At 63.9% G+C, this 23,016-nt stretch carries 22 protein-coding genes; 4 read left to right on the top strand and 18 right to left on the bottom strand.

The window, feature by feature from the left end:
• Nucleotides 1-69: 69 nt before the first annotated feature.
• Genes K4A76_RS08170 through ccmA form a run of 10 tightly spaced genes read right to left on the bottom strand, consistent with a single transcriptional unit; the run spans nt 70 to nt 7,415 of the window.
• The gene (locus tag K4A76_RS08170) at nt 70-486 is read right to left on the bottom strand and encodes a hypothetical protein (protein ID WP_274411905.1); all 417 of its coding nucleotides are present in this window, start codon (nt 484-486) and stop codon (nt 70-72) included.
• 12 nt (nt 487-498) lie between these two features.
• Nucleotides 499-1,695 (bottom strand): c-type cytochrome biogenesis protein CcmI, encoded by a 1,197-nt coding sequence (ccmI, locus tag K4A76_RS08165; RefSeq protein ID WP_274411904.1) that lies wholly within the window; start codon nt 1,693-1,695, stop codon nt 499-501.
• The gene (locus K4A76_RS08160; protein WP_274411903.1) at nt 1,688-2,164 is read right to left on the bottom strand and encodes a cytochrome c-type biogenesis protein; all 477 of its coding nucleotides are present in this window, start codon (nt 2,162-2,164) and stop codon (nt 1,688-1,690) included. The genes ccmI and K4A76_RS08160 overlap by 8 nt, the downstream gene beginning before the upstream one ends.
• The gene (locus K4A76_RS08155; protein ID WP_009681936.1) at nt 2,161-2,697 is read right to left on the bottom strand and encodes a DsbE family thiol:disulfide interchange protein; all 537 of its coding nucleotides are present in this window, start codon (nt 2,695-2,697) and stop codon (nt 2,161-2,163) included. The genes K4A76_RS08160 and K4A76_RS08155 overlap by 4 nt, the downstream gene beginning before the upstream one ends.
• Complete coding sequence (locus K4A76_RS08150) at nt 2,694-4,667, bottom strand: heme lyase CcmF/NrfE family subunit (RefSeq protein WP_274412274.1); 1,974 nt, start codon at nt 4,665-4,667, stop codon at nt 2,694-2,696. Before K4A76_RS08150 ends, K4A76_RS08155 begins: the two co-directional genes overlap by 4 nt.
• Before the next feature lie 11 nt (nt 4,668-4,678).
• Nucleotides 4,679-5,134 (bottom strand): cytochrome c maturation protein CcmE, encoded by a 456-nt coding sequence (ccmE, locus tag K4A76_RS08145; RefSeq protein WP_009681934.1) that lies wholly within the window; start codon nt 5,132-5,134, stop codon nt 4,679-4,681.
• The gene (gene ccmD, locus K4A76_RS08140) at nt 5,131-5,307 is read right to left on the bottom strand and encodes a heme exporter protein CcmD (RefSeq protein ID WP_009681933.1); all 177 of its coding nucleotides are present in this window, start codon (nt 5,305-5,307) and stop codon (nt 5,131-5,133) included. Before ccmD ends, ccmE begins: the two co-directional genes overlap by 4 nt.
• A complete protein-coding gene (locus tag K4A76_RS08135) occupies nt 5,304-6,071 on the bottom strand; it encodes a heme ABC transporter permease (protein WP_054890110.1) in 768 nt (255 codons plus the stop codon). The genes ccmD and K4A76_RS08135 overlap by 4 nt, the downstream gene beginning before the upstream one ends.
• Nucleotides 6,072-6,117: 46 nt before the next feature.
• Complete coding sequence (ccmB, locus tag K4A76_RS08130) at nt 6,118-6,795, bottom strand: heme exporter protein CcmB (protein WP_371928192.1); 678 nt, start codon at nt 6,793-6,795, stop codon at nt 6,118-6,120.
• Nucleotides 6,783-7,415, bottom strand: a complete 633-nt coding sequence (ccmA, locus tag K4A76_RS08125; protein ID WP_054904662.1) for a cytochrome c biogenesis heme-transporting ATPase CcmA — start codon at nt 7,413-7,415, stop codon at nt 6,783-6,785. Before ccmA ends, ccmB begins: the two co-directional genes overlap by 13 nt.
• Nucleotides 7,416-7,598: 183 nt before the next feature.
• Between ccmA and fliK the strand changes: the two genes are divergently transcribed.
• The 4 genes from fliK to K4A76_RS08105 all read left to right on the top strand — a co-directional run bounded on the left by fliK (nt 7,599) and on the right by K4A76_RS08105 (nt 15,150).
• Complete coding sequence (fliK, locus tag K4A76_RS08120) at nt 7,599-9,155, top strand: flagellar hook-length control protein FliK (RefSeq protein ID WP_274411902.1); 1,557 nt, start codon at nt 7,599-7,601, stop codon at nt 9,153-9,155.
• On the top strand, nt 9,152-9,505 hold the full coding sequence (locus K4A76_RS08115; protein WP_182368870.1) for an EscU/YscU/HrcU family type III secretion system export apparatus switch protein: 354 nt from the start codon (nt 9,152-9,154) through the stop codon (nt 9,503-9,505). The genes fliK and K4A76_RS08115 overlap by 4 nt, the downstream gene beginning before the upstream one ends.
• A 59-nt stretch (nt 9,506-9,564) precedes the next feature.
• Nucleotides 9,565-12,300 carry a dermonecrotic toxin domain-containing protein gene (locus tag K4A76_RS08110; protein ID WP_274411901.1) on the top strand — a complete coding sequence of 912 codons (2,736 nt, stop codon included), beginning with the start codon at nt 9,565-9,567 and terminating at the stop codon, nt 12,298-12,300.
• Nucleotides 12,301-12,390: 90 nt separating this feature from the next.
• A complete protein-coding gene (locus K4A76_RS08105; protein ID WP_274411900.1) occupies nt 12,391-15,150 on the top strand; it encodes a dermonecrotic toxin domain-containing protein in 2,760 nt (919 codons plus the stop codon).
• A 44-nt stretch (nt 15,151-15,194) separates the two neighbouring features.
• Here K4A76_RS08105 and K4A76_RS08100 read toward each other — a convergent pair whose 3' ends face one another.
• The 8 genes from K4A76_RS08100 to K4A76_RS08065 form a co-directional block, all read right to left on the bottom strand.
• Nucleotides 15,195-15,590, bottom strand: a complete 396-nt coding sequence (locus tag K4A76_RS08100) for a DUF2802 domain-containing protein (RefSeq protein WP_009681924.1) — start codon at nt 15,588-15,590, stop codon at nt 15,195-15,197.
• 1 nt (nt 15,591) lies between these two features.
• Nucleotides 15,592-16,071 (bottom strand): chemotaxis protein CheW, encoded by a 480-nt coding sequence (locus tag K4A76_RS08095; protein ID WP_003254393.1) that lies wholly within the window; start codon nt 16,069-16,071, stop codon nt 15,592-15,594.
• A gap of 12 nt (nt 16,072-16,083) precedes the next feature.
• Nucleotides 16,084-17,010, bottom strand: a complete 927-nt coding sequence (locus K4A76_RS08090) for a CheW domain-containing protein (protein WP_274411899.1) — start codon at nt 17,008-17,010, stop codon at nt 16,084-16,086.
• Nucleotides 17,010-17,798, bottom strand: a complete 789-nt coding sequence (locus K4A76_RS08085) for a ParA family protein (protein ID WP_009681922.1) — start codon at nt 17,796-17,798, stop codon at nt 17,010-17,012. Before K4A76_RS08085 ends, K4A76_RS08090 begins: the two co-directional genes overlap by 1 nt.
• 182 nt (nt 17,799-17,980) lie before the next feature.
• The gene (gene motD / locus K4A76_RS08080) at nt 17,981-18,838 is read right to left on the bottom strand and encodes a flagellar motor protein MotD (protein ID WP_009681921.1); all 858 of its coding nucleotides are present in this window, start codon (nt 18,836-18,838) and stop codon (nt 17,981-17,983) included.
• A 3-nt stretch (nt 18,839-18,841) separates the two neighbouring features.
• A complete protein-coding gene (locus K4A76_RS08075) occupies nt 18,842-19,582 on the bottom strand; it encodes a flagellar motor protein (protein WP_009681920.1) in 741 nt (246 codons plus the stop codon).
• Entirely contained in the window at nt 19,582-20,706 is a 1,125-nt protein-coding gene (locus K4A76_RS08070; RefSeq protein WP_110677391.1) for a protein-glutamate methylesterase/protein-glutamine glutaminase, read from the bottom strand. The genes K4A76_RS08075 and K4A76_RS08070 overlap by 1 nt, the downstream gene beginning before the upstream one ends.
• 46 nt (nt 20,707-20,752) lie before the next feature.
• Nucleotides 20,753-23,014, bottom strand: a complete 2,262-nt coding sequence (locus tag K4A76_RS08065; RefSeq protein WP_125855050.1) for a chemotaxis protein CheA — start codon at nt 23,012-23,014, stop codon at nt 20,753-20,755.
• Nucleotides 23,015-23,016: the final 2 nt, after the last annotated feature.

The raw sequence follows: 23,016 nt of genomic DNA, 5'->3' as shown, positions 1-23,016 counted from the left end.
AATCGCTATTTGCGGATTGAACTGTACTGTACGGGTACCCTCGGCGGAGCGTGGGTCTTGGCAAAAGCGCTACTGCGCGAATGCACGCCCCAATCCACCTGGCACCCCGCTGCTGTCGGTTTCCTGCCAAGGGCCATTCGGGCTCAGCGACCAGCTCCAACCATTGTCGAAGCGGTAGTAGGTCCGCTGCCGGTAGAACGTGTTGGGTTGTTTATCCAGCACATAGACGCCCAGTTTCGGATCCCAATGGCTGGCACCACCCGGCGGTGGCGCGAAGCTGGCCGAGGTGCGCGGCATCGGCTTGGGAATGGCCGCCGGCCTGCCCGGCTGGGTAGAAGGCTGGCCGCCGGGCAACGGCTTGACCACCGGCCCCTGGGGCGGCACCCGCTCTATCGGCGGCTCGGGGTGCTCGTAGGGCTGCTGCGTCGTACACGCAGACAAACCCAGGGCCAGGGTAATCAGGGTCAGGCGGACGGCGCTGTGCATGGCATTGCTCTCTTACGGATCGGGGCTGTCGATGGTCAGGTGTTGGGTGGCCTGGGTCGCGCTGGACAGGGGTGCACCTTGACCGATCCACTCACCTTGGGTCGGCTGGCCAGCACGCGACACACGTGCCATCAGTTGGACTTCGGCAAAGTCGGACAGTTTCATCTGCGGCATCATCGCGTCCGCATCAGACAACTCTACCTCGATCGGCAGCTGCGCCACTGTCACCCGCTTGGCCGCCAACGGCATCGGTGGGCCATTGCTGGCGCGGGCGAAGATGAACACCGTGTCGTCCGGCTTGACCTTGTCCCGCAACGCCGCCGCCAGTTCCACCCGCACCTTCAGGCGCGCCGCGGCCGGCGCGGGTTCGTTCGCACGCGCCGGCGAGCTGCCCAGGCGCTCGGCAGCGCGGTCGATGCCGCCTTGCAATGCCGCGCGCGATGCATCGCCCTCGGGCAACTGCGCCAGCAAACGCTGCCAGTAATCGATGGCTTGCTGGTAACGCTCGCCTTCGAAAGCGGCGATACCGCGCAGCCCCAGGCTGGTAACTTCGTTGGGGTCGCCCTTCAAGGCTTCGTCGGTGAGGGCCTGCAGCTGTGGGCTCCACTGTTTGTCAGCAGCAAAATACAGGGCTTGCGCCCACTGCCCCAGCAGCTCTGGCTGACGCCCGGCCAGGGCCACGGCACGTTCAAAGGTACGCGCAGCATCTGCCGGGCGCTGCTCGGCCATGTAGGCACGGCCGAGGAAGTACACGGCTTCGGCCGAGTCTGGCTGGGCTTTTACCACACGCTCCAAGCGCGTGGTCATTTCCTCCATCGACTTCGGCGCCTGGGCAAACTCTTGGGTCAGGGCCACCTTGTCGGCTGCGCCGAAATGCAGGTACAACCCCAACGCCAGCACCGGCACCAACACCGCGGCCAGCAGGGGGAATGCCTTGCCCAGGTGGCCTTGGCGCGGGGCGTCAGCGCCCTCGGTGTCGGCCAGCAGCTCACGGGCGGCTTCGTCGCGGCCCTGGGCCAACTGCGCTGCGTCCAGTACCCCGGCAGCCTGCTGCGCAGCCAGTTCGGCGACCCGCTCCTGATACAGGGCCACGTTCAGGGCGGTACGGTCTTCTTCCTGTTGGCGACGACGGCCACGCAGGATCGGAATCAGCAGGAAGCTGAGGGCAGCGAGCAACAACAGGCCCGCGCTAAGCCAGAATTCAATCATGGGTCGGTTCTTTTTCCAGCAGTTTGGCGAGACGCTCGCGTTCTTCAGCAGACAATGCATCGGTGCCTGGCGTGGCACTGCCACGGCGCCGGCGCACGATCAGCGCCAACACCACGAACCCGCCCGCCAGCAGCAGCCCTGGGCCGAACCACAGCAGCCAGGTGCGGCCACTGAGCGCCGGCTTGTAGCGCACGAAATCGCCATAGCGGTCGACCATGAAGTCCACGATCTGCTGGTTGCTCTTGCCCTCGCCCAGCATGCGGAAGATCTCCCGGCGCAGGTCGGCAGCGATGGGGGCGTTGGAGTCGGCAATGTCCTGGTTCTGGCACTTGGGGCAGCGCAGTTCCTTGGTCAACGCCTGGTAACGCTGGCGCTCTGCCTCGTCACGGAACTGGTAGGTATCGATGGCCGCCTTGGCCACGCTGGCCAGGTTCATGCCCAGCAGCACCGCTGCCAGCCAACGCCTCATGGTTTGGCCTCGTCGACCAGGCCCTGGTACAGCGGCGCCAGCTGCTCACGCCACACCGTGGCATCGACGATGCCCACATGCTTGTAGCGGATGATGCCCTTGGCATCGATCAGGAATGTTTCCGGCGCGCCGTACACCCCCAGGTCCAGGCCCAGGCTGCCCTGCTCGTCACGGATGTCCAGCTGGTAGGGGTTGTGGAAATCGGCCAGCCATTTGCGCGCTGCGGCGTTGTCGTCCTTGTAGTTGACCCCGTGAATCACCACGCCCTGCTGCGCCAGCTGGTTCAGGTACGGGTGCTCCACCTTGCACGACGGGCACCAGGTGGCCCACACGTTGACCAGTGCCGGGCGGCCGTGCAGGTCAGCCTCGGTCAGGGTACGGTCGCCCTGGGTCGAGGCCAGGGAAAACGCCGGGAACGCTTTGCCGATCATTGCCGAGGGCAGCTCGTCGGGCTTGAGGAACAGGCCCTTGTAGAGAAACACCGCCACCAGCAGGAACACTGCCAGGGGCACTACCATGATCCAACGCTTCATGCAGCTGCTCCAGACACGCCCAGGGCTTCACGCACCCGGGTCTTGACCTTGACGCGGTAGCGCCGGTCGAGGGCCGCCAGCAACCCGCCCAGGCCAGTCAACAGACCGCCCAGCCAGATCCAGCGGACATAAGGCTTGATATGCACGCGCACCGCCCAGGCGCCGTTCTCCAGCGGCTCGCCGAGGGCCACGTACAGGTCGCGGGTGAAGCCGGCATCAATGCCGGCTTCGGTCATCATCGACTGCTGCACGGTGTACAGGCGTTTTTCCGGGTACAGGGTTGTCACAGCCCGGCCATCGCGGCTGACCACGATCGTGCCTTTGTCGGAGATGAAGTTGGGCCCTTCGAAGTGCTTGGCACCTTCGAACAGGAAGTGGTAGCCGCCCAACTCGACGCTCTCGCCCGGCGCCATGCGCAGGTCGCGTTCGGCGCTGTTGTTGCTCGACAACACCACGCCCAGCGCGCACACCGCCAGGCCCAGGTGCGCCAGCTGCATGCCCCAGTAACTGCGGCCCAGCCCCGGCAGGCCCTTGACCAGCCCCTTGTGGCGCGTCTTGTCGAGGATGTCACGCAGCCCGCCGAGCACCACCCAGGCAGCCAGGGCGAAGGCAGTCAGCGTCGGCCAGTCGAAGTCATCGACGATCAGGCCGGCCAGCGGTGCAAGGATGGCGCTGCCCACCAGCACCGGGCTCATCATGCTCACCAGCCATTTGCCCGGGGTGTCCTTCCAGCGCACCACCACGCCAATGCTCAACACCACCATCAGCAGCGCCATCAACGGCAGGAACAACGCATTGAAATACGGTGGGCCCACCGACAACTTGGCCCCGGTAAGGGCATCGAGAACCAGGGGGTAAAGGGTGCCGAGCAAGATCATGGATGCCGCCACCACCAGCACCAGGTTATTGGCCAGCAGCAGTGTTTCCCGCGACCACAGGGCAAAGCCCACCTGGCTTTTGACCACCGGCGCGCGCAGGGCGAACAAGGTCAGCGACCCCCCGACCACGAACAGCAGGAAGATCAGGATGAAAATGCCCCGCGACGGGTCTGCGGCAAACGCGTGCACCGAGGTCAGCACGCCGGAACGCACCAGGAAGGTGCCCAGCAGACTCAGCGAGAACGCGGCAATCGCCAGGAGCACGGTCCAGCTCTTGAACACCCCGCGCTTTTCGGTCACCGCCAGCGAGTGGATCAGCGCAGTGCCCACCAGCCAGGGCATGAACGAGGCGTTTTCCACCGGGTCCCAGAACCACCAGCCACCCCAGCCCAGTTCATAGTAGGCCCACCATGAGCCCAGGGTAATGCCCACCCCCAGAAACGCCCAGGCGACGATGGTCCATGGCCGCGACCAGCGCGCCCAGGCGGCATCCAGGCGGCCACCGAGCAAGGCGGCGATGGCGAAGGCAAAGGCCACCGAGAAGCCCACGTAACCCATGTACAGCATGGGCGGGTGCACGATCAGGCCGAAGTCCTGCAGCAGCGGGTTGAGGTCGCGGCCGTCGGTCGGCACCTGCGGCAGCATGCGCTGGAACGGGTTGGAGGTGATGATCAGGAAGCTCAGGAAACCTACGCTGATCATGCCCATCACTGCCAGCACGCGGGCCAGCATCACCTGCGGCAACTGCCGCGAGAACACCGACACGGCAAAGGTCCAGCCACCGAGAATCAGCGCCCACAACAGCAAAGAGCCTTCGTGGGCGCCCCACACGGCGCTGAACTTGTAGTACCACGGCAAGGCGCTGTTGGAGTTGCTGGCCACGTAGGCCACCGAAAAGTTGTCGGTCATGAAGGCGTGGGTCAGGCAGGCGAAGGCGAACGCCAGGAACGCGAACTGCCCCCAGGCCGCAGGCCGTGCCAGGCTCATCCACAGGCTGTCGCCGCGCCAGGCGCCAAGCAGCGGCACGCTGGCCTGCACAGCTGCAAAGCAGATGGCCAGGATCATCGCCAGCTGGCCCAGTTCAGGTATCACCAGTGCGGCGTTCATGGCTTGCTCCCCCCGCCAGCGGCTGCCTGGCCGCTTTCCTTGAGGGCCTTGGTAACCTCGGGCGGCATGTATTTCTCGTCATGCTTGGCCAGCACTTCATCGGCTACCACCACGCCCTGGTCATTGAGCTTGCCCAGGGCGACGATGCCCTGCCCTTCGCGGAACAGGTCGGGCAGGATGCCGCGGTAGGTGATCGGCACCGATTTGTTGAAGTCGGTGACCACGAAGCGTACGTCCAGCGAGTCGGACGAGCGTTGCACCGAGCCTTTCTCGACCATGCCGCCCGCGCGGATACGGGTGTCCAGCGGCGCTTCGCCATTGGCAATTTGAGTGGGGGTATAGAACAGGTTGATGTTCTGCTGCAGTGCGCTCAAGGCAAAGCCGACGGCAACCCCGACGCCGACCAACAGGCCGGCGATGAGCAACAGGCGTTTCTTGCGCTGCGGATTCACTGGTTGTTCTCCCGGCGCAAACGGCGCGCCTCTTCTTGCAGGTAGCGACGGCGAGCCAGCAGCGGCGCGGCGACATTCAGCGCCAGCACCACCAGGCAGATGCCATAGGCCGACCACACGTACAGGCCGTGGTGGCCCATGGCAAGGAATTCGCCGAAGGTGGCAAAGCTCATGGTGCGGCCCTCCGCCCAAGGCTGTTCAAGACTTCGTCCTTGACCCAACTGGCGCGCGCCTCGCGCTTTAGCACTTCCAGGCGCATGCGCAGCAGCAGCACAGCGCCGAAGAAGCAGTAGAAACCCAGCGCCGTGCACAGCAGCGGCAGCCACATTTCTGCCGGCATCGCCGGTTTTTCGGTGAGGGTGAAGGTGGCGCCCTGGTGCAGCGTGTTCCACCACTCCACCGAGTACTTGATGATCGGGATGTTCACCACGCCGACGATCGCCAGCACCGCACAGGCTTTGGCTGCGCTGTCACGATTACTGATCGCCTGGCCCAGCGCAATAATGCCGAAGTACAGGAACAGCAGGATAAGCATGGACGTAAGTCGGGCATCCCACACCCACCAACTGCCCCAGGTCGGCTTGCCCCAGATGGCACCGGTGACCAGCGCCACCGCGGTCATCCAGGCGCCGATCGGGGCGGCACATTGCAGGGCGACATCGGCCAGCTTCATCTTCCACACCAGCCCCACCACCCCGGCCACGGCCAGCAGCACATAGCAGGACTGCGCCAGCATCGCCGCCGGCACGTGGATATAGATGATGCGGAAGCTGTTGCCTTGCTGGTAGTCCTGGGGGGCGAAGGCCAGGCCCCAGGTGATGCCGACCAGCAGCAGAAGCACGGCGGCAGTGGCCAGCCATGGCAGCATGCGGCCGCTGATGGCATAGAACCATTTCGGGGAGCCCAGCTTGTGGAACCACGTCCAGCTTATTTTCATCAGGGTACATCCAGGGTATTTGCCGGGCTTGAGAGCCCGGGACTCGTTATTCGCCGACGCTGATCTTCAGCCCGGCCGCTATCGCAAAGGGTGCCAGGGTCACGGCCAGGGCGGTGAGGCTGGCGAGCCAGAGCAAATGGCCGGTTGCCGGCATATTCTGCAACGCCGCTTGCAACGCACCACTGCCCAGGATCAATACAGGGATATACAACGGCAAAATCAGCAACGCCAGTAACAAACCACCGCGCTTGAGGCCAACGGTCAGCGCCGCGCCTACTGCACCCAGCAAGCTCAGCACTGGCGTACCCAGCAGCAGTGAAGCAAGCAGCACCGGCAGGCAGTGGCCGGGCAAGCCCAGCATCAAGGCCAGCAGCGGCGCCAACAATACCAGCGCCAGCCCGGAAAAGATCCAGTGCGCCAGCACCTTGGCCAGCACCAGCAGCGCCAGCGGCTGCGGCGACAGCACCCACTGCTCCAGCGAGCCGTCCTCGAAATCACTGCGGAACAGGCCGTCCAGGGACAGCAGCACCGCCAGCAACGCGGCCACCCACACCAGGCCCGGCGACAAGGTTTGCAACAATTGGCTCTCGGGGCCAACCGCCAGCGGGAACAGGGCCACGACGATGGCGAAGAACACCAGCGGGTTGGCCAATTCGGCCGGGCGCCGGAACAACAGGCGCGCTTCACGGCGCAGCAACAGGATGAATACGCTCATGCCGCCCATTGCCCCAGGTTCAGTTCACGGTAACCGCCTGGCTTGCGCGTCAGCGTATGGTGGGTGGTCAGCACGACGGTGCCGCCCTGCTCGCAGTGCGCCGCCAGGTGTGCTTCCAGTTGCGCCACGCCTTGCTTGTCGAGGGCGGTGAACGGCTCATCGAGAATCCACAGCGGCGGGCCGGCCAAGTGCAAGCGGGCCAGGGCCACGCGGCGCTGCTGGCCGGCCGACAGGGTGTGGCAAGGCACATCTTCGAACCCGCGCAGGCCCACCGCCGCCAGCGCTGCCCAGATAGCGTCGCGGCTGGCCGGTTGATGCAGGGCGCACAGCCAGGTGAGGTTTTCCTCGGCGGTCAGCAGGTCCTTGATGCCGGCGGCATGGCCAATCCATAGCAGGAGGCTGGCCATGGCATGACGCTGCTCAGCCAACGGCTTGCCCCCCAGCAGGATCTGCCCGGCGGTTGGCTGCATCAGCCCGGCCAACAGGCGCAGCAGGCTGGTCTTGCCACTGCCGTTGGGCCCACTGATCTGCAGCATGTCGCCCGCGCCCAGCTCGAAATCGAGTTGCTCGAACAGCAGGCGCCAGTCGCGCTCGCAGGCCAGGCCTGCGGCTTGGAGGTGGAAGGTCACGGTTTCGCCTTATGTGTAGAGGGCCTCCGGTCGGTGTTGCCTGTTTGGCAGGCGAGCCAACCTGAAGCCCGTGTCTCAAGTCGCCCGGTGCGCTGCCGTTATACTGGCAACCACGGGCGGTCGGCATTATTGCACGCGCCGCTGCGCTGCCAAGAGGCCGGGTCCGACAGGTTGTATACAATCATGACTGAAATCAATAGTCTCGGCGCACAAACTGCGCTTGGCAACCAAGCCACCAAGGCGGCCATGACCGGCGAGGTCCTACGCCTGGTCCAGCCCCAGCCCGGTTTGCTGGCGCCCGGCGAAACCGCGCAAGCCCAAGTGCTGGCGTTGCGTCAGAGCGGCCAGGAGTTCCAGCTGCTCCTGCGGCTGGTCCAGGCCAACGGCGCACAGACCCAGCTGCAGGCCAGCGCCGGCCAACCCCTGGCCCCAGGTAGCCAGGTTACCGTCAGCCAGACCGAAGGCAATCGCCTGGCCATTTTATTGCAGCAGGCCACTGCCAGCCAGGTCGCCACCCTGACCCGCCTGGATACCCGCGAGGTACCTGTCGGCACGCTCCTGCAAGGCAAGGTCCTGACCAACCAGGCATTGGCCCAGGCGCCTGGGCAGGCGCCGGTCTATCGGGCACTGATCAGTTTGCTCAACAGCGCCCAGGCCGGCGCCACCCTGAGCGTCGACAGCCCGCGCCCGCTGGCCGTTGGCAGCCTGCTCAGCGCGCTGGTGCAAGGTGATCAGTCACTGCGCTTCGTGCCTCTGAGTGGCAGGCAGGACCAACTGAGCATCGCTCAGCAGCTAATGACCCAACAGAACCGCCAGGCCTCGCTGCCCAGCCTGCTCGACGCGCTGCAGCAGCTCACCCGCAGCGCCGATGCCCCTGGCGACCTGCGCGCCAGCGCCGAACGCCTGCTGGCCGGCCTGCCGGACGTACGGCAACTGGGGGACGCCAAAGGCGTGGCACAAGCCCTGAGCAACAGCGGCGCCTTCCTTGAAGCAAAATTGCTGGGGGGCTACCCAGCCGCTGTCGCCACCGACCTCAAGGCCCACCTGCTGCGGCTGGTGGCGCAGGCACCGAACCTGCCGCCCGGCACGCCAAGCCTGGCTCCGGACAGCCTGGCCGTGACCATGCCCGCCGTGGCACGCGGAGCCCTGGGCCTACTCGAACGGGTCAGCCCCAAGCCACAGCCTGGGGCATTCCCGCTGCCGTCGCGGTTGCTGAACGCGCTGGAAGACGAAGGCGACCTGCAACAGCTGCTGCGCCTGGCCGCAGCGGCCATTTCCCGCCTGCAGAGCCACGCCATGAGCAGCCTGCAACAAAGCGGCACACTGGAAAACGGCAACCTGCAGACCACGTGGCAAACCGAAGTGCCGATTCGCCACGGCCAGGAGTTCATTCCCCTGCAGGTCAAACTGCAGCGCGAAGAAACGCCACGCCAGCAGGCCGATCGTGAACATGAAGCAGCAGACTCGCTGCGAGCCCTTTGGCGTATCGACCTGGCTTTCGACCTGCCCCCGCTGGGCCCCATGCAGGTCCAGGCCCAGTTGAATCAAGGGCAGCTGTCGGGCCAACTGTGGGCCGAGCGCGAGCAGACCGCGCGCCTGATCGACAGCCAGCTGGGCAGCCTGCGCGAACGCTTGCTTGCCCGCGGCCTGGAGGTCGGCGACCTGGAATGCCGCGCGGGCATCCCACCGCAAGGGCCCCGTACCCGAGTAGAACAACGCTGGGTGGACGAAAACGCATGAACGACCGACAACCCCGCCAGGCCATTGCCTTGAGCTACGATGGCCAGCAGGCGCCGAGCCTGACGGCCAAAGGTGACGACAGCGTAGCCGAGGCCATACTGGCCCTGGCCCGCGAGCACGACGTTCCGATCTATGAAAACGCCGAGCTCGTACGCTTGCTGGCGCGCCTGGAACTGGGCGAGCAGATCCCCGAGGCGCTGTACCTGACCATCGCCGAAATCATCGCCTTTGCCTGGCAACTGCGTGGCAAGGTGCCCGTGGGCTTCGACGACGAGCCGCCGGGCGAGCGCGACATTACCCCAGCGCCCCCGCTGATGAGCGTTCTGCCAGCGGATGACAGCTTTAATTAGCACTTGAGCGGTGTGCCCGCTGGCTACCCTGCAACGCCGATAGCCACGGACACCCAACGATGAACCTTCCACAACCCATGAAGCAGCGCCTGTTGCACAGTGCGCTGGCCCAGATGCCGCGCCCCGATACATTGGCCGACAAACTATTGCGCGACTGGCTTGCGCAACGCGGTGTGCTCCTGTCCCCCGCTGACATCGACGTCGTCACCTTCCACTACCAGGACGCAGAGCGCGAAGAGGGCCAACCTTGGCTACCTCCGCAGGCCAAGGTGATTCAACGCACCAGCCTGACCGATGCCCTGCTGGCCAACTGGCAAGGTGAACCGAGTACAGGCAGCGGAGGGCTTCACATTGGCGATTGGGCGGGTATCGCCCCGCTGCATGCGGTGACATTTGTCGACCGTATGCGGCCACCCCCCCTGCTTTCTAACGCGATGTCCTACCTGGTCTTCAACGGCCTGTACCGACGTACCGCGAATCAGGAGCTCAGCCCGGCGACACTGCTGCCCATCCGTGCCGAAGTTTTTCAGGACTATGTGTGGGGCTTGCACCTGCACGAACGGCTGAAGGCCCAACTGGACAGCTACTGGCAGCAAAGTAGGAAAGAATACGCACGCGCACTGGAAATGGCCTTCATCACCGCCTGCAACAAGCAAGTCAACGAGGGCAGCCTCAGTGTCCCTGCCTGGCGCCTTGCCTGGCAGGCCGCCGGCCTGTTGCCCCTGGATACGCGGGCGATAACCACCCGCCTGCTGAATGTGTACGGTTATCACAGTACATCGATCATCTACATCAAGGCCGACGACAGCAGCACCGTCGTCCTTTATATGCCGGGCAACGCGTCGCCCCTGCACGAATTCCCGGACCTGTCTGCGCTCAAGCACTGGTTTGCCGAGCAATGCAAAGACCCAGAACGCCGCGAGTGGCTACAACAATGTTTCTCACCCGCGGACTGGGAGGACGGGCTGGAATTCAGCGGCCTCATCACGGCCTTGAAAGGGCTGGGCTGCTATCCCGCCGCGCATACCCTGCCCGACGATCATCCCGGCTTTGCCACCAGTGGTACATGGGACCCTGAAGATACCATCGAGTTTGGCTCGCCAACCACCAGCTTACCTATCACTGGTAACCTGTTCGATCACTTGGCCAATCGCCAGAAGCAGCGCAGCTACGACGACCTGGATTACCGCGTCATCACCAACCGCCAGGTCGTCAAGGCGCATTGGGGCAGCTACCTGAACGTTGCCCAGTGCTTGCTGGCACCTTTATGCGTGGTGGTGCCCGAGCTCCTTGCGGTGATGGTGCTGGGCGGCGTGGCACAGTTCAGCCTGGGCATGGACCAGGTGATCAACGGCCACTCGCTGGACGAGAAAGTCGAAGGGGTCGAGAACCAGGTCTTCGGCCTGTTCAATGCCTTGCCCTTGCCTATCGGCATCGCCCGCGCCAGCCAGGCGTTTCACTACCGTTTGCCAGGTTTGCTACGGCCGTCCCAGTTGGCGGATGTGCTGGGCGAAGCGGCCAATGTAAGCGTGCCGACGGATGCATTGCAGTTGATACCGGCACAAGCAGCGTTTCGTGAGACGGTACAGATTCCGACAGGCTCACAAAGGGTGGTAGTGACGCACGTTGGGGATGATATGGGCCACTATTTCGAAGGTGCATTCCAGTCGTCACAAGGGTTCAAAATGCAACCTGTGGTGTACGACTTGCACACCGATAGTTTTATCAAGCTCTCTGAATACAAGCAGGCAACGCCTGAGCGCTGGAAGATTGACACCGGCGAACCAGCGGGGCTAGTGCGCGTTGCCAATGCCCAGCGGGTCGTCACCGACGCACAGCGCATGTTCACCCTCCGGCAGTTGGGCATCGAACTGGATCTACCCATCGACTACACGTACTTCAACACCCTGGAACGTACGCCGATTCCGCGCATCGTTTCCAGCATTTGGGTGGGTGACAAGGCCATTTCCCCTGTTTTCCTGGAGGCGCTCGTACACAATGCCCAAGCGCTGGAAAACAGTGATTACCAGTACCAACTGTTCCTCTCGCGGCAAAGCCCCAGGGCCTATGACGCCAACCTTACGCTGCTCAGGAGCAGGACACTTCACATGAGCGTCCTGACGCTCGAGGATCAACCGTTCTACCAAGAGTTCACGCGGTCGCCCTATTTCGCCCAGTACCAGGCAGCACTTGGAATTACCAACCCAGGCATCACCAATTACAGCTCGGCCAGCGACATTCTGCGCTACCGCATGCTCAAGCACATCGGTGGTTTCTATCTGGATGCCGACGACCGCGTGCTCAACGCCGCTTCGGGGCCAGGCACCTCGCCGCTGGCCAACCAGACCTTGCGAACGACCACCAATGGCTTGCTCCTGTACCCCCCGGTTTCCAATGATCAACTGGGTTTCTACGTCAAGTACAACAACAGCATGATCGGCAGCCACCCCGGCAACCCCACACTGGACGCCATTTCCGAAGCAATCCTGCAACGGTTCCAGCTAGACCCCACGTTTTACACTGAACGGCCCGATCGGGTATTCAACCCTGTAGGCTTCAACGCTTATGCTCGCCGCCTCTGCCGCCTGACCGGGCCTGGGGTGCTCAATGATGTGATCGACGCGCAGCTGCCCTGGCTTAGGCAGTTACGCGGCATGTGCAGACTGCTGATTTCGCCTCTCTACGACCTTCACGGCACCCTCGACACGAGCCAGTTGACCCAACTGATTCGTGAGCATGTGCCGCTGGACCGGTTCTTCGAGGCAGGTCGGGCGCATAGCTGGGAACACAACTGAAGGGCCATAGCAGGCGTATGTAGTTATCTACCACTGGCGTGCAGCAGCATCCTGCAACCTTGCAGCTCCCACTCACGCAAGGTAACCACGATGCGCACTACCGGGATCAACGCCACTGGCGTGCACTATGTCCGCGATCATTTGAACCATGTCCCTCGGCCCGATCGCCAGGCCAGCCAGGCCGTGAAGCAATGGTTCGCCGAGCAGGGCCATGACCTCGACCCCGACCGGGTCGATGTGGTGACCCTGCACTACCGTTCCGACCGCAAAGGCGGCAGCCTGGCAGAGGTCAGGCAATGCATCAGCCTAAGCCAGGCCGTGCTCAGCAACTGGCAGGGCGAAAGCAATAACGACCTGTTCGGCGCCTTGTTCCGTGCGCCCTGGGCCGGCACTTTGCCAGAAGGCCCGGTGCGGATCGTCAATGCCCTGCCCGCCCGGGGTTTCAACCACTATGGCGCCGAATTTTCGGTCTTCAATGGGCTGTTCCGGCGCACCGAACCACCGCGCTATGACGCCACTACCCATGTGCCGGTAGCCGCCGAAAGTTTCCAGCAATTCATCGAGAACCTGGACTTCCAGGCACCCTTCAAGAACACCCTGCACACCTACTGGCGCGAGCACATGAGCGCACACCGCCTGGCGTGCAAGCTCAATTTCATTGCCGCCTGCAACAAGCAGGTCAGCGAAGGCAGCCTCAGCGAAGCCGCACGGAAATTGCTGTGGCAAGCCGCCGAGTTGATGCCGCGGGTCGACAAGCTGCGCATGAGCACCCTGAGCATCTATGGCTACGCCGCCACCGACCTGCTTTACCTGTGCAACTCAAGCACGGACCTGACAGTGCTCTACATACCCGGCAACAGCTCACCCTTGCTGGAGTTCGCCAGCGAAAATGCGCTGAAGGACTGGGTCGGCGAGCAGTGCAAAGACCCACTCAAGCGTGAAGCCCTGAAACAGCATTTCCGGCTGGCCGACAGGCCACAGGGCGTGGATTTCAGCGGGCTGGATACCGCACTCGACGGGCTGGCCGAGTACCCCCGGCGCCACGTGTTGCCGCCAGAACACGGCATGTTCAACGATGATGGCATCTGGCCGCCGCGCACCTACGTCAACTACCGGCCAAGCCGCTACAACCCGAGGATCACCGGCGACTTGTTCCAGGCGCTGGCCGAGCGCCAACGCCAACGCAGCTTCGACGACGCCGACTTCATCATCACCAGCGACAGCCAGGTCAGCAAAGCCAAGTGGCGGGGCTACCTGCTTACCACCCTCAATTTACTGGCACCGCTGTGCCTGGTGGTACCCGGCTTGGCGCCGGTGCTGGCGCTCGGTGGCATTGCGCAGTTAGGCCTTGGCCTGGATGAAGCGATCAACGGCAAGACCCTGCAGGCACGGCAGGACGGGGTAGCCAACATCACCTGGGGGCTGTTCAATGCAGTGCCATTGCTGTTGACAGGGGCGTCCAAAGCCTCGGCACTGTTCCAGTTCAAGAGTGATGGCTTCGTGCCGCCGATTCGGCTCAACGACCAGATCGGTTACCCAATGAGCCCGGTGCGCGCCCCCATACTGCTGGCCCCGGCGCCCGAAGGTGCGCCCTACTTCCATATCTGCGAACCGATCCCGCCGCTGCCGCAAGCAGACCCGCTCACCGCCGAGGCCGTGATCCGCAGGCCGAGGTACAACGGCATGCCGGACACCCTGGAATCGGTGATCGACGACTACATCAAGGAGGTGGTGTATGACCTTGAACGGGATGCCTTCATCCTGGACGAGGACATCAACGACGTTGAGCCCGTTGGCTACGTGGCAAGCCCTGATGCTCGCGGCCTGGTACCCGAGCCCCGCGAGCGCGTAGTCACCGACGCGATGCGCACCGCCACCCTGCGCGCGCTGGGTATCGATCTGGTGCTGCCGGGTGAAATCCCACACGCCCCTGCCAACAGCTTGCCCATCCCCAAGCGGATTTCCTGCCTCTGGGTAGGTGACAAGACCTTGCGCCCGGCCTTGCTGAGCAACCTTGCCCACAATGTCGCGGCGCTGGAAAACAGTGATTACAGCCTGCGCCTGTTCCTGTCCACGGCCAACCCTGGCGCTTACGAAGAAAACCTGCGTCTGCTGGCCGAACAGGCGCCGGGGCTGCAGGTGCTACCCCTGGAAGAACAGGCGTTCTTCAGGGCATTCCAGCAGACCAAGTACTATGCCCAGTACGACGCGGCGCTGGACGGCAATGGTGGCGTGGCCACCAACTATGCGTCGGCGAGCGATGTGCTGCGCTACCCGCTGCTGCACCATGAAGGGGGGTTGTACATGGACGTCGACGACACGCTACGGGTGCCAGGCAAGGCCAGGCAACCAGAGCACGGCGAACCACCTGCAACGCCCACCGAAGCGATCAATGAGGTGGACCTGTGCATCCCGCCCAACGGCTTGCTGCTGGCGCCGCCGATGGCCAACGAGAAACTGAGCATGAACTGCCTGTACAACACCAGCCAGATCGGTAGCCACCCTGGCAACCCGACCCTGGAGGCGATCAGCGAGGAAATGCACGCACGCTTCCGCATCCATTCGGACTTCTATGACCACAGACCTAGCCTGGCCGAAGACCCACTGAACTTCTACCGGTATGCCAGCCGCCTGAGCTACCTGACCGGCCCCCGCCTGCTCAGCGACGTGATCGACCAGCAATTGCCCAACCTGGCGACCTTGCGCCAGATGGTCAACCTGTACAACATCCCGCGTATCAATACCGCCACCTTCATCAACGGCAGCGCGTTGAGGGAGGCCGTGCACCAGCAATTGCCGCTCAACCGCATCGCCACGGTCGGCGGCAATCACTCCTGGGTCCAGACCTGAGCCTGGGCGCAGGCCTGAGCGGGCCTTGAAGCGGCCCGCCAGGCTCAGTCGCTACGGTGCAGCTTGCTCATCAGCTCTGCCTCGGCCTGGGTCAGGCCGCAGCTCTCGGTCAGCTCGGCGATGCTGGCGCCCATGCCGACCAGCTTGGCTGCCTGGGAGAACGTCACATTATGAGGGTCGCGTTGCTCCAGTTGCTGGATCCGGTCCGGCAAGGGGGCAACCGCCACGTTCAGCTCGTGCAGCGCGTCCCCCATGCGCACCGTGACGTTCTGGTAGTCATCCAGGCGTTTGGCGAGGTCCTTGATGCGCTGGTCGCGCAAGGCATCGCCCACGGCCTGCTGCGCGGCCACTTCGCGCTGGCGTTTGCTGTAGTTGAGGAAGAACCAGAGGCTCAAGGCCCACAGCAACGCCAGAAAGATTACCGCAACCTCGAAGATCAACTCAGATGTTCTCCAGCTCGGACCACTCTTCCTCAGTCATCATCTTGTCCAGTTCGACCAGGATCAGCAGCTCGCCGTTCTTGTTGCACACACCCTGGATGAACTTGGCCGACTCCTCGTTACCCACGTTCGGCGCGGTTTCGATTTCCGACTGGCGCAGGTAGACCACCTCGGCCACGCTGTCGACCAGGATACCGACCACTTGCTTGTCGGCCTCGATGATGACGATACGGGTGTTGTCGGTGACTTCGGTCGGCATCAGGCCAAAGCGCTGGCGGGTATCGATCACCGTTACCACGTTGCCACGCAGGTTGATGATGCCCAGCACATAGCTGGGCGCACCCGGTACCGGCGCGATCTCGGTGTAACGCAGCACTTCCTGCACCTGCATCACGTTGATGCCGTAGGACTCGTTGTCCAGCCGGAACGTTACCCACTGCAGGATTGGATCTTCAGAACCTTGTGCAGACGACTTTTTCATTCCCCTAGCCCTCTAAATCCGCTTACTGGCGGTTGTGTTCGGTGTCATTTGTTTGTCGTGCAGCTGCTTGACTGCGCCGCTGGCGATCAGCTCGGCCAGTGCGGCAACATCGAGCAATGCACACATGTGTTCAATTACCGTGCCGGCCAACCACGGGCGCTGGCCACGCTGGCTGCGCCACTTGATTTCCGACGGGTCCAGGCGCAACGAACGGCTGACCTGATGCACGGCCAGTCCCCATTCGTAGCCCTGCACCGAAATCACGTACTGCAGGCCCTGGCGGAAATCGTCGCGGTAGCGGTCGGGCATCACCCAGCGCGCCGTATCCAGGACCTTGAGGTTGCCCGCCTGGCAGGTGAGGATGCCAAGGAACCATTCGGGCTGACCGAACAGCGGGGTCAGCTCCTGGCCGGCCAGGGTGTAGATCGAGCCCAGGCACACCAGTGGTACGGCCAGGGTCAGGCCGGCGACATCGAACAACAGGCATTCGAAGGGTTCGGCGGCCCAGGCCGGGCGGCCGTCGACAGTGGCCGGTGGCACGGGCGGCGCTGGCAGGTACACGTCGACCAGTGGCAGCGCCGGTTCCAGCGCAGGCGCTTCGACCAGCACTGGAATGGCCGCCTCGGCCACCACCTCCTGCTCCACCACCGTCACCACCGGCGGGTCTACCGGCATCACGCTGGGCAACACCGCCAGGCGGGGTTCGGCGAAAGGCCGAGGCGCAGGGCGGGCAACGGCCACGAGCGGTTCGGCAGGTTGCGGCTGGCGGGCATCGCGGGCCTGTTCCTCGCGCAGGGCTTCAGCGAACTCATCGGCTGCAGCGGGCTCTACGGGGGGCTGCAACAGCGCCTCGTCTTCGGTGGCCTCCTGCAGCAGGCCATCCAGATACGATTGCAAGGCCATCTGTGGCCGGGTGCCGGTGTACCGGGTCTGGGTCATCAGGCCACCTGCGCTGCGGGTTTGTAGGTCAACAAGTGCTTGAGCAGTGCCCGGTAGGCGACCAGCCCACGGCTCTTGGCGTCGAACTGCGAGGGCGTCACGCCCTTGCGACTGGCGTCGCGCAGGCGCGTATCGACCGGGATGTAGCCCTGCCATACATGCTGGCCGTAGGTGTCACGCAGCAGCTTCAGGGTGCCCAGCGAGGCCTGGGTGCGGCGGTCGAACAGCGTCGGCACGATCTGGTACGGCAGCGCCTGCTTGCGTGACCGGTTGACCATGGCCAGGGTCGCGACCATGCGCTCAAGCCCCTTCACCGCAAGAAACTCGGTTTGCACCGGGATCACCAACTGCTGGCTGGCGGCCAGGGCATTGACCATCAGCACGCCGAGCAAGGGTGGGCTGTCGATCAAGGCAAAGTCGAAATCCTGCCACAACTGCGCCAGACTCTTGGCGATCACCAGGCCCAGGCCATTCTGCCCCGGCGACTGGCGCTCCAGCACGGCCAGCGCGGTGCTCGACGGCAACAGCGAAATCCGCTCGTCGCTGGTGGGCAGCAGCAGTTGCCCCGGCAAGCCCTCAGGCACGCTGCCTTTGTGCAGAAACAGGTCGTAGCAACTGTGCTCGAGGGCATCAGGGTTGTGGCCGAAGTAACTGGTCATCGAACCGTGCGGGTCCAGGTCGACGACGACCACGCGCTTGCCGGCCTCGGCCAGCAGGCCGGCCAAAGCGATGGTCGTGGTGGTCTTGCCGACGCCACCTTTTTGATTGGCTACTGCCCAGACTCTCATCAAGCAAACTCTATGTATTGATTTGAAAGCGCGTGCGATCGATGTGGCAGCGGGCGAGCCCGCGAACACCGGCGAAGCCGGTGCCAATCACCGCGTCGCCTGCTTCGCGGGCTCGCCCGCTCCCACAGGGAACGGCGTCACAGTCAACATTGTGCTTGTAGCAGTGCCAGAGAATTGACGAATCACTGCCCCGCCACCGTTGCTGGCGTAGCCGGTGCACTTTGTGTGCCAGCCCGGCGCAGGGCAGCATCCGGTGTTGCATTGGCGCTACCCGAGCCCGTCAGGCTGCGGCGCACTTCCAGGTTACGGGAAATCACCAACACCACCCGCCGGTTGCGCGCGCGGCCATCGGCGGTGTCATTGCTGGCCACCGGCTGGTACTCGCCATAGCCGACCGAAGCCATGCGGGCCGGGTTTACCCCCTCCATGGCCAGCAGGCGCACAATGCTCGCCGCCCGCGCCGACGACAGCTCCCAGTTGGTCGGGTACTGCGCGGTGCGGATCGGCAGGTTGTCGGTGAAACCCTCGACATGCACCGGGTTGGCGAACGGCTTGAGAATATCGGCCACCTTCTCGATGATGGCGAACGCCTTGTCGCTGGGCATGGCATCGCCACTGCCGAACAACAGCGATGAATTGAGCTCGATCTCGATCCACAGTTCGTTGCCGCGCACGGTCATCTGGTTGCTTTTGATCAGGTCGCCAAAGGCATCGCGCACGTCATCGCTGATGGTCTTCAGCGGGTCGGTATTGGTTGCCGCAAGGCCCGCTTCGGTCTGCTCGCTGTCGTTGACCAGCGGCTCGGCCGGGCGCACGGTCAATGGCTTTTCCTCGCCCACGGGGATGGGTTTCATGCTGCGCTCAGGGTCGTTGAACACCCCGAGCAGCGCCTGGGAAATGACCTTGTACTTGCCCTCGTTGATCGACGAAATCGAGTACATCACCACAAAAAATGCGAACAGCAAGGTAATGAAGTCGGCGTATGACACCAGCCAGCGTTCGTGGTTTTCGTGTTCCTCGGTATGACGGCGGCGGCGCATGGGTTACTCCATGAAGCCTTGCAGCTTCAGCTCGATGGAGCGCGGGTTTTCACCCTCGGCAATCGACAGCAGACCTTCGAGCAGCATTTCGCGGTAGCGCGACTGGCGCATGACCACGGCCTTGAGCTTGTTGGCGATCGGCAGCAGCACCAGGTTGGCGCTGGCCACACCGTAGATGGTGGCGACGAAGGCCACGGCGATGCCATTGCCCAGTTGCGACGGGTCGGCCAGGTTGCCCATCACGTGGATCAGGCCCATGACCGCACCGATGATGCCGATGGTAGGCGCGTAACCGCCCATGCTCTCGAACACCTTGGCCGCCTGGATATCGCGGCTTTCCTGGGTCAGGAAATCGACTTCGAGGATACTGCGAATGGCTTCTGGCTCGGCGCCATCGACCAGCAGCTGCAAGCCTTTGCGCGCATACGGGTCGGGCTCGCTGTCGGCCACCCCTTCCAGGCCCAGCAAGCCTTCCTTGCGCGCGGTCAGGCTCCAGTTCACCACCCGGTCGATGCCACCCGCCAGGTCGACCCTGGGCGGGAACAGGATCCAGCGCAGAATCTGCAGGGCCCGCTTGAACGAGGCCAGCGGTGACTGCAGCAGTGCTGCCGCCAAGGTGCCGCCCAGCACGATCAATGCCGCCGGCCCATTGACCAGGGCACCGACATGGCCACCCTCGAGGAAGTTGCCACCGACAATGGCAACAAAGGCGAGGATCAGGCCGATCAGGCTCAGCACGTCCATCAGACGCAAGCCTCTACCAGGTGCTTGCCGATCTCGTCCAGGCTATACACCGCGTCGGCCAGGTTGGCCTTGACGATGGCCATGGGCATGCCATAGATCACACAGCTGGCTTCATCCTGGGCCCACACCGTACTGCCGCCCTGCTTGAGCAGGCGCGCACCTTCACGGCCATCGGCACCCATGCCGGTCAGCACCACCGACAGCACCTTGTCGCCATATGACTTGGCCGCCGAGCCAAAGGTGATGTCCACGCACGGCTTGTAGTTCAGGCGCTCATCGCCCGGCAGGATCTTCACCGTGCCACGGCCATCGACCATCATCTGCTTGCCACCCGGGGCCAGCAGGGCCAGGCCTGGGCGCAGCATGTCACCGTCTTCGGCTTCCTTGACGCTGATGCGGCACAGTTTGTCCAGGCGTTCGGCGAACGCCTTGGTGAACGCAGCCGGCATGTGCTGGATCAGCACGATCGGTGCAGGGAAGTTGGCCGGCAGTTGGGTCAACACCCGCTGCAGGGCTACCGGGCCGCCGGTGGAGGTACCGATGGCCACCAGTTTGTACGGCTTGCGTTTAGGCGCCGCAGCCGCAGCGGGCGCGGCTGCCGGGGCCCGGGCCGGCAGCGCACTGCGCGCCGCTGCCGGGCTGCCCACGCCCGCCGCCGGCACATGGCTGCTGGCAGGTGCCGGCGTTGCGGCCGGCGCAGGGCTGGCGTAACTGCCAAACCGGCGGTTGCTGCGCGCCAGCGTATGCACTTTCTCGCACAGCAGTTGCTTGACCTTGTCGGGGTTGCGCGAAATGTCCTCGAAGTTCTTCGGCAGGTAGTCCACCGCCCCCGCGTCCAGCGCATCGAGGGTGACCCGGGCGCCCTCATGGGTCAGCGAGGAAAACATCAACACCGGCGTCGGGCAGCGCTGCATGATGTGCCGCACCGCAGTGATGCCATCCATCATGGGCATTTCATAGTCCATGGTGATGACATCGGGCTTGAGCGCCAGCGCCTGGTCAATCGCTTCCTTGCCGTTGGTCGCGGTACCTACTACCTGGATCGTCGGATCCGCCGAGAGGATCTCCGAGACGCGGCGGCGGAAGAAACCGGAATCATCCACCACCAGGACCTTGACTGCCATAAACACTCCATTAGGCGGCGCGACCTGCCAAGGTGCGCCACCGAAATCAAATACGCCGCGCGGCGTAACGCTTGAGCATGCTCGGGACGTCGAGAATCAACGCAATACGACCGTCACCGGTAATGGTGGCCCCGGACATGCCCGGGGTACCTTGCAGCATCTTGCCCAGCGGCTTGATTACCACTTCTTCCTGGCCTACCAGTTGATCGACGACAAAGCCAATGCGCTGGGTGCCGACCGACAGGATTACCACGTGGCCCTCGTGCTGCTCTTCATGCACCTGGCCTTGCACCAGCCAGCGCTTGAGGTAGAACAACGGCAGTGCCTTGTCGCGCACGATCACCACTTCCTGGCCATCGACCACATTGGTACGCGACAGGTCGAGGTGGAAGATCTCGTTGACGTTGACCAGCGGGAAGGCGAATGCCTGGTTGCCCAGCATCACCATCAGGGTGGGCATGATCGCCAGGGTCAGCGGCACCTTGATGACGATCTTCGAGCCCTGGCCCTTGGCCGAGAAGATGTTGATCGAACCGTTGAGCTGGGAGATCTTGGTCTTCACCACGTCCATGCCCACGCCACGCCCGGACACGTCGGAAATCTCGGTCTTGGTCGAGAACCCCGGGGCGAAGATCAGGTTGTAGCAGTCCGACTCGCTCAGACGCTCGGCGGCGTCCTTGTCCATCAGGCCCTTCTCCACCGCCTTGGCCCGCAGGATGTTCGGGTCCATGCCCTTGCCGTCGTCGGAAATCGACAACAGGATGTGGTCGCCCTCCTGCTCCGCCGACAGCACCACGCGGCCCGTGCGCGGCTTGCCTGCGGCATCGCGCTCATCGGGCATCTCGATACCATGGTCGACGGCGTTGCGCACCAAGTGCACCAACGGGTCGGCCAGGGCCTCGACCAGGTTCTTGTCGAGGTCGGTTTCTTCACCGACCAGCTCAAGGTTGATCTCTTTCTTCAACTGGCGCGCCAGGTCGCGAACCAGGCGCGGGAAGCGGCCGAAGACTTTCTTGATCGGCTGCATGCGGGTTTTCATCACCGCGGTCTGCAGGTCGGCGGTGACCACGTCGAGGTTGGACACGGCCTTGGACATGGCCTCGTCGCCGCTGTTCAGGCCCAGGCGCACCAGGCGGTTACGCACCAGCACCAGCTCGCCGACCATGTTCATGATCTCGTCCAGGCGCGCCGTGTCGACGCGTACGGTGGTTTCCGCTTCGCTGACCGCATGCTTGTCGGCGACCGGGGCCGGCGTGCGCGCAGCTGCAGCAGGTTTGCTCGCAGCCGCGGGCGCTGGCGCAGGAGCCGCAGCTGGCTTGGCAGCCGCCGGGCTTTGCGGCTTGGCCGCTGCCGGCGCCTTGGCCGCAGGGGGGGCCTGGACTGCAGCGACGTCACCGCCGAATTTGCCCTTGCCATGCAACTGGTCCAACAGCGCTTCGAATTCATGCTCGCTGATTTCGTCGCTGGTGGCGCTGGCGGTGCTGTCAGGCGCCACCTCGGCAGGTGCCGCCTTGGCGGCAGGCAAGGCGTCGGCCTGGAAGGTGCCTTTGCCATGCAGCTGGTCGAGCAGCGACTCGAATTCGGCATCGGTGATTTCGTCACTGGCCGCTTCGTGGCTGACGGCAGCAGCCGGCGCTGCAACTTCAGCAGTGAACTGGCCTTTGCCATGCAACTGGTCGAGCAGCGATTCGAACTCGGCATCGGTGATTTCATCACCGCCACCACTCACGCTCTCGCCTTGCAGCTGCTCCTCGGCCGCAGCTTGTGCCTTGACCGCATCGAGCGAATCGAGCAACTGCTCGAACTCGCTGTCGGTGATGTCCTGGTGCTGCTCCTGGTCCACCACCGGTGCCGCGGCAGGCGCCTGCGCGGCAGCCACCGGCACTACCGCTTCTTCGCCACCCTGCGGCTGCGCTGCGCCCGGCTCGGCAAGGCGCGCCAAGGCCGCCAGCAGCTCGGGGGTTGCCGGCGTGACTTCAGCGCGCTCGCGCACCTGGCCAAACATGCTGTTGACCGTGTCCAACGCCTCGAGCACTACGTCCATCAGCTCCGCGTCAACCCGACGCTCACCTTTGCGCAGCACGTCGAACACGTTCTCGGCGATATGGCAGCACTCCACCAGCTCGTTCAGCTGGAGGAAGCCGGCGCCCCCTTTTACAGTGTGGAAACCGCGAAAGATCGCATTGAGCAGGTCAGCATCGTCGGGCCGGCTTTCCAGCTCGACCAATTGCTCGGACAGTTGCTCAAGAATTTCGCCGGCTTCTACCAGGAAATCCTGGAGGATTTCTTCATCGGCGCCGAAGCTCATCA

The sequence above is a fragment of the Pseudomonas sp. NEEL19 genome (assembly GCF_028751975.1).
GTDB classification, from domain to species: domain Bacteria; phylum Pseudomonadota; class Gammaproteobacteria; order Pseudomonadales; family Pseudomonadaceae; genus Aquipseudomonas; species Aquipseudomonas juntendi.
Note: the sequence above shows the minus strand (reverse complement) of the source record. Positions and strands in the feature narration are given on the sequence as shown.

Coding starts and splice junctions, on each gene's coding strand:
- K4A76_RS08170 (WP_274411905.1), bottom strand. CDS start 486: ATGCACAGCGCCGTCCGCCTGACCCTGATTACCCTGGCCCTGGGTTTG.
- ccmI (WP_274411904.1), bottom strand. CDS start 1,695: ATGATTGAATTCTGGCTTAGCGCGGGCCTGTTGTTGCTCGCTGCCCTC.
- K4A76_RS08160 (WP_274411903.1), bottom strand. CDS start 2,164: ATGAGGCGTTGGCTGGCAGCGGTGCTGCTGGGCATGAACCTGGCCAGC.
- K4A76_RS08155 (WP_009681936.1), bottom strand. CDS start 2,697: ATGAAGCGTTGGATCATGGTAGTGCCCCTGGCAGTGTTCCTGCTGGTG.
- ccmD (WP_009681933.1), bottom strand. CDS start 5,307: ATGAGCTTTGCCACCTTCGGCGAATTCCTTGCCATGGGCCACCACGGC.
- K4A76_RS08135 (WP_054890110.1), bottom strand. CDS start 6,071: ATGAAAATAAGCTGGACGTGGTTCCACAAGCTGGGCTCCCCGAAATGG.
- ccmB (WP_371928192.1), bottom strand. CDS start 6,795: ATGGGCGGCATGAGCGTATTCATCCTGTTGCTGCGCCGTGAAGCGCGC.
- fliK (WP_274411902.1), top strand. CDS start 7,599: ATGACTGAAATCAATAGTCTCGGCGCACAAACTGCGCTTGGCAACCAA.
- K4A76_RS08115 (WP_182368870.1), top strand. CDS start 9,152: ATGAACGACCGACAACCCCGCCAGGCCATTGCCTTGAGCTACGATGGC.
- K4A76_RS08110 (WP_274411901.1), top strand. CDS start 9,565: ATGAACCTTCCACAACCCATGAAGCAGCGCCTGTTGCACAGTGCGCTG.
- K4A76_RS08105 (WP_274411900.1), top strand. CDS start 12,391: ATGCGCACTACCGGGATCAACGCCACTGGCGTGCACTATGTCCGCGAT.
- K4A76_RS08095 (WP_003254393.1), bottom strand. CDS start 16,071: ATGAAAAAGTCGTCTGCACAAGGTTCTGAAGATCCAATCCTGCAGTGG.
- K4A76_RS08090 (WP_274411899.1), bottom strand. CDS start 17,010: ATGACCCAGACCCGGTACACCGGCACCCGGCCACAGATGGCCTTGCAA.
- K4A76_RS08085 (WP_009681922.1), bottom strand. CDS start 17,798: ATGAGAGTCTGGGCAGTAGCCAATCAAAAAGGTGGCGTCGGCAAGACC.
- motD (WP_009681921.1), bottom strand. CDS start 18,838: ATGCGCCGCCGCCGTCATACCGAGGAACACGAAAACCACGAACGCTGG.
- K4A76_RS08075 (WP_009681920.1), bottom strand. CDS start 19,582: ATGGACGTGCTGAGCCTGATCGGCCTGATCCTCGCCTTTGTTGCCATT.
- K4A76_RS08070 (WP_110677391.1), bottom strand. CDS start 20,706: ATGGCAGTCAAGGTCCTGGTGGTGGATGATTCCGGTTTCTTCCGCCGC.
- K4A76_RS08065 (WP_125855050.1), bottom strand. CDS start 23,014: ATGAGCTTCGGCGCCGATGAAGAAATCCTCCAGGATTTCCTGGTAGAA.